The sequence below is a fragment of the Alphaproteobacteria bacterium LSUCC0684 genome (genome assembly GCA_041228335.1).
GTDB lineage: Bacteria > Pseudomonadota > Alphaproteobacteria > Puniceispirillales > UBA1172.
In genome coordinates this window covers 652,404-665,738 of the sequence record CP166130.1, presented here as the reverse complement: position 1 = coordinate 665,738, position 13,335 = coordinate 652,404, and the positions used below count along the sequence as shown (strand labels likewise).

12 protein-coding genes are annotated in these 13,335 nt (G+C 57.3%); 7 read left to right on the top strand and 5 right to left on the bottom strand.

What is annotated here, in order from left to right:
• On the bottom strand, window positions 1-1,683 hold the full coding sequence (locus AB8880_03115) for a hydantoinase B/oxoprolinase family protein (GenBank protein XDZ66398.1): 1,683 nt from the start codon (window positions 1,681-1,683) through the stop codon (window positions 1-3).
• On the bottom strand, window positions 1,680-3,725 hold the full coding sequence (locus AB8880_03110; GenBank protein XDZ66397.1) for a hydantoinase/oxoprolinase family protein: 2,046 nt from the start codon (window positions 3,723-3,725) through the stop codon (window positions 1,680-1,682). Before AB8880_03110 ends, AB8880_03115 begins: the two co-directional genes overlap by 4 nt.
• A 106-nt stretch (window positions 3,726-3,831) precedes the next feature.
• On the opposite strand from AB8880_03110, the gene AB8880_03105 reads away from it, so the two are divergent.
• Both AB8880_03105 and AB8880_03100 read left to right on the top strand, forming a co-directional pair.
• A complete protein-coding gene (locus AB8880_03105; GenBank protein ID XDZ66396.1) occupies window positions 3,832-4,551 on the top strand; it encodes a GntR family transcriptional regulator in 720 nt (239 codons plus the stop codon).
• An 11-nt stretch (window positions 4,552-4,562) separates the two neighbouring features.
• The gene (locus tag AB8880_03100; protein XDZ66395.1) at window positions 4,563-5,045 is read left to right on the top strand and encodes a GAF domain-containing protein; all 483 of its coding nucleotides are present in this window, start codon (window positions 4,563-4,565) and stop codon (window positions 5,043-5,045) included.
• A gap of 6 nt (window positions 5,046-5,051) precedes the next feature.
• Here AB8880_03100 and AB8880_03095 read toward each other — a convergent pair whose 3' ends face one another.
• The gene (locus AB8880_03095; GenBank protein ID XDZ66394.1) at window positions 5,052-6,200 is read right to left on the bottom strand and encodes a M24 family metallopeptidase; all 1,149 of its coding nucleotides are present in this window, start codon (window positions 6,198-6,200) and stop codon (window positions 5,052-5,054) included.
• 137 nt (window positions 6,201-6,337) lie between these two features.
• On the opposite strand from AB8880_03095, the gene AB8880_03090 reads away from it, so the two are divergent.
• Genes AB8880_03090 through argE form a run of 3 tightly spaced genes read left to right on the top strand, consistent with a single transcriptional unit; the run spans window position 6,338 to window position 9,467 of the window.
• Entirely contained in the window at window positions 6,338-7,189 is an 852-nt protein-coding gene (locus AB8880_03090) for a phytanoyl-CoA dioxygenase family protein (protein XDZ66393.1), read from the top strand.
• A gap of 8 nt (window positions 7,190-7,197) precedes the next feature.
• Window positions 7,198-8,313 (top strand): aromatic ring-hydroxylating dioxygenase subunit alpha, encoded by a 1,116-nt coding sequence (locus AB8880_03085; GenBank protein ID XDZ66392.1) that lies wholly within the window; start codon window positions 7,198-7,200, stop codon window positions 8,311-8,313.
• Complete coding sequence (gene argE / locus AB8880_03080; protein XDZ66391.1) at window positions 8,310-9,467, top strand: acetylornithine deacetylase; 1,158 nt, start codon at window positions 8,310-8,312, stop codon at window positions 9,465-9,467. The genes AB8880_03085 and argE overlap by 4 nt, the downstream gene beginning before the upstream one ends.
• A gap of 16 nt (window positions 9,468-9,483) precedes the next feature.
• Here argE and AB8880_03075 read toward each other — a convergent pair whose 3' ends face one another.
• Window positions 9,484-10,158 (bottom strand): DUF1028 domain-containing protein, encoded by a 675-nt coding sequence (locus AB8880_03075; GenBank protein XDZ66390.1) that lies wholly within the window; start codon window positions 10,156-10,158, stop codon window positions 9,484-9,486.
• 3 nt (window positions 10,159-10,161) lie between these two features.
• Entirely contained in the window at window positions 10,162-10,584 is a 423-nt protein-coding gene (locus AB8880_03070) for a RidA family protein (protein ID XDZ67008.1), read from the bottom strand.
• 178 nt (window positions 10,585-10,762) lie between these two features.
• Here AB8880_03070 and AB8880_03065 point away from each other — a divergent pair, with 178 nt between their 5' ends.
• Both AB8880_03065 and AB8880_03060 read left to right on the top strand, forming a co-directional pair.
• Window positions 10,763-12,298, top strand: a complete 1,536-nt coding sequence (locus tag AB8880_03065; protein ID XDZ66389.1) for a 4-hydroxyphenylacetate 3-hydroxylase family protein — start codon at window positions 10,763-10,765, stop codon at window positions 12,296-12,298.
• 84 nt (window positions 12,299-12,382) lie between these two features.
• A complete protein-coding gene (locus AB8880_03060) occupies window positions 12,383-13,333 on the top strand; it encodes a LysR substrate-binding domain-containing protein (GenBank protein ID XDZ66388.1) in 951 nt (316 codons plus the stop codon).
• The last annotated feature ends 2 nt before the right edge of the window (window positions 13,334-13,335 follow it).

Genomic DNA, 13,335 nt, shown 5'->3' with positions numbered 1-13,335 from the left:
TCATCTTGACCGCTTTGGATAGTACTTGGCAAGAAATTCATCACTGAATTTTCCTGATCTTCTATCTTCTTCTTGATTTTCTTTTGAGCGTTTCTCCGGCGGGCCATATCCCCCTGCCCCCGGTGTTTCCATGAAAACGCAACTGCTGCTGTCAAGTTTGATACTGCCTGTCTTCGAGGCAAGTGGTTTCTTCTTCCCGCTGGCATCGACAATATAGAATTGCCCTGCCGCCCCCGGCTTGCCGCCAAACACCCCCCAGGGTTGATGCCGAAAGCGCTCCCCGACGCCATTGAATTCACAGACATGGCCGATCGGGCGGATGGTGCGGCGGATACCCATGCCGCCCCGATATTCACCCGCGCCGCCGGAATCCTCAACCAGCGCATAGGCCTCAACACGCAAAGGGTATTCCATCTCGATGGCCTCGACCGGAAGATTTGAGGTGTTTGTTATATTCACCTGCACCCCGTCCTTGCCGTCCTTGGTTGCCCGCGCGCCCATGCCGCCGCCCAGTGTTTCAAGATAGACATATCTGTTTTTTGTTTGAGGATCGGTTCCAGCGAAGACCGCGCTTGTATTGGCGCCATTGGCCGCCGCGGTTACCTCTTCGGGCAGAACATCCGCAAAAGCACCGATCACCACATCGACAACCCGCTGGCAGGTATTTGCCCGCAAGGCGACGCCGGCAGGCGCAACACAATTAAGGAAAGATCCTTTCGGCACGGTGATATCGATCGCCTGGAAAATACCGCTGTTATTGGGCATTTCCGGGTCAAGCAACGCTTTGAGGGAATAACACACCGCCGACTGGGTTGCATTGAAGGTGAGGTTGAAATTGCCGGGAACCTGCTCCGCGCTGCGAGAGAAATCAAACAGGATTTTATTCCCCTTTTTGGTGATATCCACCGCAATCCGGATATCGAGGGTATCGATACCGTCATCATCCATCATGTCTTCAAATTGATAGCTGCCGTCGGGAAGCGCCTCGATCGCCGTTTCCATGCGCAGGCGCGACCGGCTGAGAATGGCGGCAAAAATATCCTCAAGATACTCGGCCCCATGGCGGTTGATGATATCCCCGATCCGCGATGCCCCGAGGCGGCAGGCCGCAATCTGGGCGTTCAGGTCCCCTTTTCGTTCATCGGGAAGCCGCATGTTCAGCAACAGAATGCGGAGGATGGAATCATCCACCACGCCCTGCCTGTACAATTTGACAATCGGGATACGCAGGCCTTCCTTATAGATCTCATCCATACCGCCGGACATCGATCCGGCCATGGCCCCGCCAACATCCGCATGGTGAACGATATTGGCAACGAAGCCGAGCAGGCGTCCTTCGCTGAAAACAGGTATCGCCATGTTGATATCCGGCAGATGCGTGCCGCCCGCCACATGCGGATCATTGGAAATAAAAATGTCTCCTTCGGCAATATCGCCATCGTAGCGTTCAAGAATATGCGCAACCAGCCCGGCCATTGAGGCAAGATGGATGGGCAGGGCATGCTCCGCCTGGGCAATGAGGTTGCCCGCCGCATCGGTGATGGCCGTTGAGTGATCATGGCGTTCCTTGATATTGGTGGAAAACGCGCTCCGCATCAGGGTGATGAAACATTCATCGGCAATCGAATTCAGGTTGTTCCAGAGGATTTCAAGGGCGATGGGATCAGGTTCTTGGCGCGTCATCGGGTAATCTCCAGGATCAGGTTTTCCTGCGCATCCACCTTCATTCGGCACCAGGGCGGCATGAGCGTCGTCGCATCCGTCTGGGTGAAGATCGCCGCGCCTTCATGGGTGAAACCAGGTGCCAGCGATGCCCGGTCAAAGACAGGGGTCTTCTGGGGGCCATCACGATCAAACCAGACATCTCGATATCCCAGCGGCTCAGGCGTGCCGGATCTTGGCGCATTGACGCCTGAAATTTCCGGCAATGTGGCAATGGCCTGCAGGCGGATATTGACGATTTCCACCGCCGCCTGGGCATCGTGATGCCCATAACTCCGTTCATGGGCCTCGAAGAACAACTGCTTGAGCAGACCCGTCTCCGGCAGATCTCGTGACGCGAGCATGTCGCCCGCCGGCACGGATAATTCGTAATTCTGGCCGATATATCGCATATCGACCTGAAGCATCAGCGCCTGGGAGATGCTCCCTGCCCCTTCATCCTCGAACCATGGCATGGCTTTTTCAACCAGTTCCGCCAGCGCCGATTTTACCGGCGCAAGGTCACCATCGAGCGGCGTGCGCTGGGTGGCGACAAAACTTTCCTGCAGATCTGCAACAATCAGCCCTTCGGCGCAGAGAATACCAGGCGACCTCGGGATCAGTATCGTTTTCATGAGGAGAGATTCGGCCACATCCGTGGCATGCAACCCGCCGGCGCCACCAAAAGGCATCAGGGCAAAATGCCTCGGATCATGGCCGCGCTCGACCGTGACGGCCCGGATGGCTCTGGTCATGTTCGAATTGACAATGCCGATGATGCCAAGGGCGGTTGCCTCGACCGACATCCCCAGATGATCGGCAAGCGGCGTAATCGCAGCCACGGCCTTGGCGTGATCCAGCGCAAGCCCCCCGCCGACAAGTTGTTCGGGCAATCTGCCCAGTACCAGATTGGCGTCAGAGACCGTCGGCTCCGTGCCGCCATGCCCATAGCAGGCCGGGCCCGGAACCGCACCAGCGCTGATGGGGCCAACCTTCATCAACCCATCCTTGCCGATATGGGCGATGGAACCGCCGCCCGCCCCGACGGTATTGATATCAACCATTGGCAGGCGGATGCGAAATCCCGAAATATCCCGCATATTGGCAAGATCGGCCTTGCCATCGCGGATGACGCAGACATCCGTGCTCGTCCCCCCCATATCCAGGGTGATCACGTCACCGATTTCCGCCTTGCCTGCGCATTGCGCGGCCCCCACCACCCCTGCGGCGGGCCCGGAAAGTGCCATGCGTACCGGGAATTGCGATGCCCGCTCAACCGAGGTCAACCCCCCGCTGGACTGAAAAATACCAAGCCTGGCTGACGGCGCATCCCTGGCGATCCCGAGGTTGAGATTTTCCATATACCGACTGACTTCAGGCTGAAGATAGGCATTGATGACCGCCGTTGAAAACCGCTCATATTCGCGGAATTCAGGGTGGACCTCGCTTGAAAGCGATACCGATACTTCCGGCAATGCGGCCTCGATGGCTTTGCCGATGCGCTGCTCATGCGCCGGGTTCAGAAATGAAAAGAGCAGGCATACCGCCACGCCATCGATATCTTCAAGCGCACGGATATCTGCGATCACCCTGTCGATATCCTCGTTGCGCAACGGGGTGATGATCTCGCCCTTTGAGCCGATACGCTCGGCAATCTCAAATCGCCGGTGGCGCGGAATAAGCGGCGGCGGCGCATCGATTTGCAGATCATAGACCTTCGGCCTGACCTGGCGGCCGATTTCAAGCAGATCACGGAAACCACCTGTGGTGACAAGGGCAAGCCGCCCGCCTTTCCGCTGCAGGAGAGCGTTGGTCGCAACCGTTGTCCCATGGGCAAACCGCGCAACTTCCGCCCCGTCAATGGAAACCTTTTCAAGAAGCTCCCTGAACCCCTCAATTATCGCGCGAGAGGGATCTTCAGGTGTCGACGGCCTCTTGTGAATGAACACCTCGCCGGTATCGTCATTGCGGATGGAAAAATCCGTGAACGTGCCCCCGACATCAACCCCCAGAACCCAAGACATATTGACCTGACATCCTATTTGATACAGCGTTAATTCTAGTATAATATTTGCATACAGAAAAATATTTGCAACAAAAATACCTTGAAACCATCAACCGGGATGAAACGTGAGCGATACCGGAATTGAGCAAGGCACCTATCAGCGAGACGGCAACAGCGTCTACCGGCGGTTGCGTGAGTCTATCCTGCGCGTTGAACTCCAGCCCGGCGCCGTTATTGATGAAAGCAGTCTTGCCAGGAAGATGAACGTCTCCCGCACGCCGGTGCGGGAAGCGCTGATCCAGCTGATTGCCGATGGCCTTGCCATGCGCAAGGGGCGTGTCGTCGCCGTGGCCCAGCTTGATCTCGCCCGGATACCGCCTCTATATGATGCGCTTCATATATCAAGCCGGCTTGTCCAGCGACTTGCCGCGGAGATGCGCACCGAAGCCGAGCTTGATATCATCCATGATCGGATGATTCTCTTTGAAACCACGATACCATCTCTTGACGGCGTCATGCTGACCGAGGCCAACCACGAATTTCATCTGGCCATCGCCGATGCCACCTGCAATCCCTATATCTCTGACTTCTATCGAGGTGTTCTGACCGAAGCCTTGCGGCTTAACCGTATCTGCTTTTCCGCAAGCCGGGAGAACGATCAGAACATCTCAAGCCATCTTGCCGAGACCGCCCGGCAACATCGCCTTATCTTTGAAGCCATCAGGAACCAGGATATCGAACAGGCGGATCGCCTTGCCTTCGAGCATCACAAACTTGCCCGCGCACGACTGGACTCGCTTCTGTCGAGCCAGAGCAAAAGCCTGTCCGATCAACTGGAAATCTGAGGGTCTCTGTCATGCAAGAAACATATCAACACGCCATCGACCTGCTTCTTTCAGCCCAGCGCCGTACGCCCCAACCCCGGGAGATCTTCAGCACCCTGGATCAGGTCATGGGGGAGGAGATCGGCCACCGTCTTTTCACCGTCCTGCGGCAACACCGGCATCCACGAGAACTGGAACGCCTTTATACCAATCAGCCTCAAGCCTATCCTTTTTCGGGGCGCAAGGTCATCGTTCCGTCACGCTGGACAAGCGAGGTGCTTGATCACGGCAATCCCTATATCGGATATACCGCAGCAGATATCCGGGATGCATTTCCCGATCATGAAACAATCACGGCGCTTGGCTGTGCGTCGGTCCTCAACATCCCGCTGGTTTATGAAGGGGTTGTGCTCGGTTCGGTCAATCTTCTGCATGAAGAAGGCTATTATGGTGAGGCGCATGTCAACACCGCGCGCCTGCTTGCTTCATTTGCCCTGCCCGCTCTTCTGGCTTAGGTCAGATCAGCATTCCAGGAGATCAAGCCCGTGCCGCGACAGACGTTCAACGCCGTCGGCACCGACGCGCACCGAATGGCCAAGCGTCATGGCAAGACCGCTGTCGCTGTCCACCAGTATCATATGCAGGAAGAAGACCTGATTTTCCTGCATGATCATCGGATTGCCTTCATAGAACATGGGAAAATCAACCCAGATCGGGTTATACACCGCCCCCATCCCGTAGCCGCATGCCTGCAGTCGGGCATGACCAAATCCCTTTGCATCAAACACCCGGGCATGGGCGTCGAACACATCGCCCATCGGTTTGCCGGGCTTGATCGCCGCCTCACAGGCAAGCATGGCCTCGGCGGTGGCAGCGTGCATTTTCTTCTGGATATCGGAAGCCCCGCCAATCGCCAGCGTCCGCATCATGGCAGCGTGATATCGGGCATAGGCCCCGGACCATTCAAGGGTCAGCTGATCGGTCGCATCAAGATGGCGGCGGCCGGAATAATATCGCACCAGCAGACCACCGGGGCCTGAGCCGATGATGAATTCGTTGCCCGCGTAATCCCCGCCACCCTTGAACACCGCCCCCTGCATCGCGGCAAGGATATCGCCCTCAAAGGCCCCGGCACCAGCGATATCCAGCGCCGCGTCAAGAGCATCATCCGAAAGACTGGCAGCTTTGCGGTGCATCTCGATTTCGGCATCGGATTTAACGCGCCTGAGTTGCCGGATCAGATCCGAGGTTTCAATCAGGCCCGGCACCTCGCCGCGCAGCATCCGTCCGTTGCGATCCGTGAGGCCCGGCGTATCCGCCTCATAGCCGAGCGCGCCATCCACAACCCCGAGATCAGCCAGCAGTCGATATAGATCCTGCGCCGGGTTGGCGCCTTCGCGTTCGTTCCAGATATGGATATGATCGTCGTCCAGTGTTGAGGTATAGCGCGCCTGGCGAAGATCCGGCGCACGTGTCAGCAGGTGGATATCCCCGCCTTTCGTCATGACGAGACACTGGAACATCGCAAATCCGAACGTATCATAGCCGCAGAGCCAGAAATGGCTTTCCGGCGCGAACATGAGAATGGCATCGAGCCCGGCCGAACTGATCGCCTCCTTCGCCAGGTGCTGACGGCGGGAAAATTCATCGCGGGTAAAGTGAAGTGTCATGACGAGCCCCCTCAGGACATGGATTAAACGATCAATACCGCGAATTAGTTTATACAAAGCAGGCCATAAGGAAAGACACTTGCACGGATTGAAAAATAGCCGAATACTGAAACAGCAAAATACAGAAGGAGGTGGCCGTGATCACGCCAGCACAAAAGGATTTCTTCGATGCCAATGGCTATCTTGTTGTTGAGGATGTGGTGAGCCCTGAACTTCTGGCTTCACTGCGGCAGGATTTCAACACCTGGGTTGAGGAAAGCCGGGGCCATGACGGCAGTTTTGGCGAGATGATCAACGGCAAGCCCCGCTTCGATGTGGAAAAAGGGCATAGCGCGGATCAGCCGGCGCTCCGGCGGGTCAACGCCCCGCATGAGATTTCCGATGCCTATCGAAAAGCCATGGCCGATAGCGGGATGACCGATGCGGTGGCTGAACTGATCGGCCCGGATATCAAACTTCACCACACCAAGATCAATTCAAAGCTTCCCGGTTCCGCCACGGCGGTGAAATGGCACCAGGACTTCCCCTTCACCCCCCACAGCAACGACAGCCTTGTCACCGCCCTTCTGATGGTGGATGAGGTTACCGAGGAAAACGGTCCTCTCGAAGTCTGGCCCGCCACCCATGATGGCGAGATTCACAGCCTCTGGCATGACGGGGTATTTACCGGCGCCGTCACCGAAGAGGTGACCCGCAAGGCACTGGACAACCGCGTTCTCTGTACCGGCAAGGCCGGATCGGTCTGCCTGATGCATACAAGGCTTCTTCATGGCTCGGCTCCGAACAACTCGCCGGACCCACGAACGCTTTATATCTGCGTCTACAGCGCCGCCGACGCCGTCCCGCTTTCGCCATCGCCCGTGCCAACCAGGGATCAGGGTATGATCGTACGCGGCAAGGATCGGCGGCAGATCAGGTCAACCCCCTTTGATATTCCATTGCCGCAGCTTCCCGATGGAGCATCCTTCTTTGATCAGCAGCAACGTTGAGGTTCAAGATGCCGCTAGATGCCGAAAAAACATCCCTTCTTCAATCCATCGCGAGAGATACCTCCCGTGCGCCGCATTCCATGCCGGGCTGGTATTATGCCGATCCGGACTTCTTCGCCCTTGAAAAGCAGACCGTGTTTCGCACCGGCTGGGTTGCCGCCGGCCACCAGAGCGAGATCACGAAACCGGGTGAATATTTCACCCTTGTCATTGGCGATGAGCCGGTGGTTGTTCTCCGGGATAAAGACGGCAAATTGCGTGCCTTCAGCAATGTCTGCCGACACCGCGGAATGCAGCTGGTCGAAGGCAAAGGACGCGCGCCGGTACTGACCTGCCCCTATCATGCCTGGAGCTATGCGCTCGACGGGTCCCTCAACAAAGCCCCTTACATGGATCAGGTGCCGGATTTTGATGCTGCGGGCTGCAGTTTGCCGGAATTCCGGCTGGATCAATGGCTTGGGTTTATTTTCATCAATATCGACGGCAACGCCCCTGATCTTGGTGCGGAGATGGCAGGCATGATGCCCTTTCTTGAAAACTATCGTCCCCAGGATCGCCACAGCACCGAAACCTGGGTTGAAACCTGGCAGACCAACTGGAAGTCGCTCGTTGAAAACTTCATGGAAGGCTATCATCTTTCCGTGACACACGCCGAAACCCTCGATCACATCACCCCGACACGGCTTTGCGAAAAGCTCGGCAACGGATCTAGATACACCGCCTACCGGTCCAATTACGATGACAGTTTCCCGCAGCGGAAACCCTATCCCGAAGGCCTGACCGCCAAGGAAAGACGATCATCGGTGCTGTTCTCCGTCTACCCGAATTTTGTCATCACGGTGGGCCCGAACTGCGCCATTTTCCTCATCCTCCTTCCGGACACGCCCGAAAGCGTCAATATCAGGATGGGGGTGCTGGTTCAGGACGGCGCGGATGATCTTCAGGCCACCAGGGACTACATTTCCCTTGCCCATGAATTCAACGCCGAAGACAAGGCCGTGCTTGAAATCATGCAGAAAAGCACCGGCACCGCCTACCGGCCGATGGCACCTCTTGGCCCTGCCGATCTCGAAGGGACGATCTGGGATTTCACCCGTCATATCGCCAGTAGCGTTTCCGCATGATCACCACGACTGAAGCGCTTCACCATCTGATCGGATTTCCCACCGTCAGCCGCGACAGCAACAGGCAATTGATCGAATGGGTGGCGGCATTGCTTCGCCGGCATGGTGTTGAGCCGATCATCATCGAGAACGAAGACGGCACCAAGGCCAACCTTTTCGCCTCCACCGGGCCCGAGGGAGTTGCCGGCGTCATGCTGTCCGGACATACGGATGTAGTGCCGGTCGATGGCCAGGACTGGACAAAACCGCCCTTCGAATGCACCGAAGAAGATGGCCGCCTATATGGCCGCGGCACCGCCGACATGAAGGGGTTTATTGCATCATCACTTAGTGCGTTCTGCCATGCCACGACCAGATCGCTCGCAACACCGCTCCATCTGGCGTTTTCCTTTGATGAGGAAATTGGCTGTATCGGGGTGCGTTCACTCATCTCCATGCTTGGCGACGCCCCGGTCCGGACAGCCTTCTGCATCGTGGGTGAGCCGACCCATATGGCGGTTGCGACAGGTCACAAAGGCAAGACGGCGTTAAAGGCCACCTGCATCGGCAGTGAAGCTCATTCCGCCCTTGCCCCGACCGCGGTCAACGCCGTATATCTGGCCTGTGACCTCATCCAGGAAATCCGCCATATCCAGGAAGACCTCAAGCTCCATGGCCACCGGGATGACGCCTATGACATCCCCTACACGACTCTGCATGCCGGGCTTATCAATGCTGGCGTTGCGCTCAACATCGTGCCTCGCCATGCCGAAGTGGCCTTTGAGATCCGCAATCTTTCCAGCGACAGCCCCGATGCCATTCTCGAACGCCTGCAGCACGCCATCGCCCCGATTATTGCCGTTGCCCGCAAGACGGCACCTGCGGCGGATATCCAGATCAGGATCACCAACACCTATCCCGGGCTAGAAACCCCGCTTGAGTCAGAGATTGTGTCTTTCGTCACCGGGCTGACCGGCAGCAACAAGACCATCAAGGTTGCCTTTGGCACCGAAGGCGGGCTCTTTCAGCGTGATCTTGGCATTCCCACGGTTGTCTGCGGCCCTGGTTCCATGGAACAGGGACATAAACCTGATGAGTTTGTGTCACGCGATCAGCTCGACGCCTGCGATGACATGCTGGCCCGGCTGATCCTGCGGCTTGAAGAAGGGATCTAGGCCCCTTGCCTTCCCGTCACGCGTCACCCGGAACGCCGTAGCTCGGCGCTGCCGAAGGGTTGAGCGCCCGGGTCACATAATCCTGCATCTGCGGCTTATACACAGCCCAGCCTTCAGCCATGGCCGTGATCGGGCAATCTTCGGACCAGTCGCAGCGGATTTCCGCGAGTGGCCAGGACTGGCGATCAACAATCAGCAGCCCGGCGGAATGCACCGGCCCTTCCTCCCCGCCGGCATCGAGCGCCGCCATCATGGCCGCCACCAGCCGGTCCCCGAGATGCCCATCAGCATGGTGAAACGCATCAAGCATGGCCGCAGGAACACCGGCATCGGCAAGGATATTTCCCGCCGCCGCGGCGTTGAGCGACTGCGCTTCGGCATGGGTGCCGAGGGTGTTCCGCCCTGAATGGATGGCCGTGCCTCCCTTACGGTCCACCGCCAGAAGCTGACGATATTCCGTGTGTTCGGCTGAATTGATGACCTTCTTTATCGCCTCTTCGGCTGAAAGGCCCGCCGCCATCGCATCAAGCGTTTTCGGGCCCAGCGACGGGTCAGTCACGTTCTGGCTCGAAACCGCGCCGACTCCTGCCCGGGCATGGGCACATCGTGCCGCCACCGCCGGCGAAGACGACGAGACCGCCATGCCGAAAAGTCCGGTTTCAGCGCATCGCGCAACAATCGAAAACGTCATGATCTAGCCCTCGTCATCGGGAATGACTGCTGTTGCCTCGATTTCCACCAGCCATTCCGGTCGTGCCAGCGCATCCACCACCACCCCGGTGGAAACAGGATGCACGCCCCTGATATATTTCCCCATGGTCTGGTAGACATCTTCGCGGTAGCGGATATCCGTCAGGTAGACAACAATCCGCGCCAGATGCTCCATCCGGCCTCCGGCCTCTTCGATCAGTTGCTGAATATTCTGCATCACCTTATGTGTCTGCGAGACGAGATCCAGCTGATCGATATTCGTCGCATCATCCAGATTCTGCGCCACCTGGCCACGCAGATAGATGGTCGTCCCCCTTGCTACCACGGCCTGCGCCAGATCATTATCCAGTTTCTGTTCCGGATAGGTGACTTTCGTGTTGAATGGTCGAATGCGTTTATGTGCCATGTCTTCCCCCTGATACATCTGATTGAGCTTAACTTCAGGCATCACCTAATCCAAGCGAAGATTGATTAGATAATTCCTAACCAGAGTTTTGGAATTCCCTTCTTAATCCCCACCTCGGAAACGACAATACTGTCTTTCTTATCTTCGGGGAAGATACGGAAAACGGGAGGAGCTGAACATGATCCGCACAGGCGCAGAGTACAAGGACAGCATTCGCGGCACCCGCGAGGTTTACATGAATGGTGAGCGTGTCGCCGATGTTACGACTCATCCCATGTTCAAGCCGATTGTCGATATCCGGGCGCGCATCTACGACATGCAGCACGAAGAAAAAACCCGGGCGATCATGACGGTTGAACAGGATGGCGATATCAACGCCGTCGGCAACGCGCTCCCCTATACCCAGGAAGACTGGTGGGCAAAGCGCCGGGCATCCGATGCGGTCATGGAAGACGTCGGCGGGATTGTCACCCGTGTCGGGGATGAAACCGTGGGTGAGATGTGGTCTCTTTATGATGGCCAGGATGTGCTCAATGAAGTCGATCCGCAGTTTTCAAAGAATATTGAGCGTCATATTCACCGTGTTCTGCATGAAGACCCGTTCCATGTTTCGGCGAACACCGACCCCAAAGGCGACCGATCCAAGGCGCCGCAGGATCAGGACCCGGACATGCTGCTTCATGTGGTCAAGGAAACCGACGAAGGCATTGTGGTGCGCGGCGCCAAATATGAAACCGCGGCGGCCTATGCCAACCAGGCCTTCACCAAGCCCACGATCGCCAACTGGGGGGATGCGGCGCTGTCAGATTACGCGGTGGGGTTCATCTGTGATCTCAACTCCCCCAACCTGAAGTTTATCTGCCGTGGAGGTTTTGCCGGGGCTTCCGGTCAATGCCCGCGCGCCAACCAGCTGGATTACCCGCTCGCCAACAAATTCGATGAAGTGGATACGATGGTGATCTTCGACAATGTGCTGATCCCCTGGGAAAACGTACTTTTCTACAGGCATACAAGGGCGGCGGCATTCATCCGCGCCACCCTGCATCGCTATTCGGCTTTTGCCTTTGTTCAGCGCACCCTCAAACTTGCCGACATGATGATCGGTGCGGCACTCTTCAATGTGCGCCAGACCGGCCTTGAGCACCAGCCCGCCGTTCAGGAGAAACTGGCAAGCCTGGCCATCTGGCGGGAGAATATCAACGCGCATCTCACCGCGGCCATCACCCTTGGGGAGCGTTCGCCGGCAGGATTGATGATGCCCAACCAGTCGCTGCTCTATACCGGACGCTGCACGGCGCTCAACCATTTGAACGAGATGATGCATATTGCGCGGGAGCTCTGCGGCGGACAGATCTGCGTGACGCCGAATATCGCCACCTTTACCTCGCCTGAAACCGCCCCATGGATGGAAAAATACTACACCATCAATGAGAAATGGGGCGCAGAAGACCGGCGCAAGCTCCTTGCCTATGCAAGAGACCTCTTGAATTCCGACTATGCCGGCCACCGGCTGACCTTCCAGCTTTTCGCGCAATCCGCCCCTTTTGCCCAGATGGGAGCGGTATGGCGTAACTTTGACTGGGAATCCACCCTTGATTTCGTCCAGAAGAGCGCCGGCCTTTCAGACAAAGTCCGCCCGGCCCCCGATAACATGGGGGGAGATCCGGCAATCCGGCAGTGGTTCGACAGCCAGAAAAGCCAGGCCGCCGAGTAGTTTCGTTTTCCCAAACCCGATGATTTGCTGATTAGGCTTGCCTTAATCAGGCGATTTCTGGCAGGCTTGTTGCGGCAGGCAGGCATGAAATTACGCTACACTTTACGACAACTGGAATATTTCATCGCGGCGGGTGAGGCTGGCAGCATCATCGAGGCGGCAAAGGCGATCAGCATTTCTTCGGCCTCGATATCGGCGGCAATCAGCCAGCTTGAAGCCGAACTCGGCGTCACCTTGTTTATCCGTCAACATGCCCAGGGGCTTTCGCTTACCACCGGCGGCCAGCGGATTTTCAACGAAGCCAAGCGTATCATGGATCAGGCCCATGCACTCACCGATCTTGCCGGGGATATCAGCAGCATCCCCCGGGGGACGATTTCACTCGGCTGCCTTGTTACCCTAGCGCCGATGGTCAGCGCCAGTATCCGGCGCAGTTTTGAAGCGATCTATCCGGAGGCGAAAGTCAGTGTTAAAACCGCCCATCAGGCTGATCTCCTGGCCATGCTCGGCCGGGCTGAGATAGATCTGGCGATCACCTACAACCTCGATATTCCAAGTGATATCGCCTTCACCGGCATGATTGAACTGCCGCCTTATGTCATGGTTTCTGCCTCACATCCTCTGGCGGGCATGTCTTCGGTTGCTCTTGCGACCCTCGCAGGCGAGCCCATGGTGCTTCTTGACCTGCCGTTCAGTCGCGAATATTTCCTCGCCATGTTTCATGAGCAGGGCCTGCGCCCGAAGATTGCCGAGCGGAGCCCGGACCCGGCCGTAATGCGCAGTCTTGTGGCCAACGGTTTCGGCTATGGGTTGATGAATATCCATCCTGCCTCCGCTCTGGCGCCGGATGGAGAGGAACTGGCCTTTCTTGAAATTGAACAAACCCCGCGCCCGCCACGTCCCATGGTCCTTGGAACGGCCCGAAAAAAGGGCAGCCTTGCCCCCAGGATCGTCGAAGCCTTCGCCGAGCATCTGCAGCAACGGGTTGACCAGAACACCCTGCCCGGGCTTGAACCGGCACCAACCCGGACCTGACC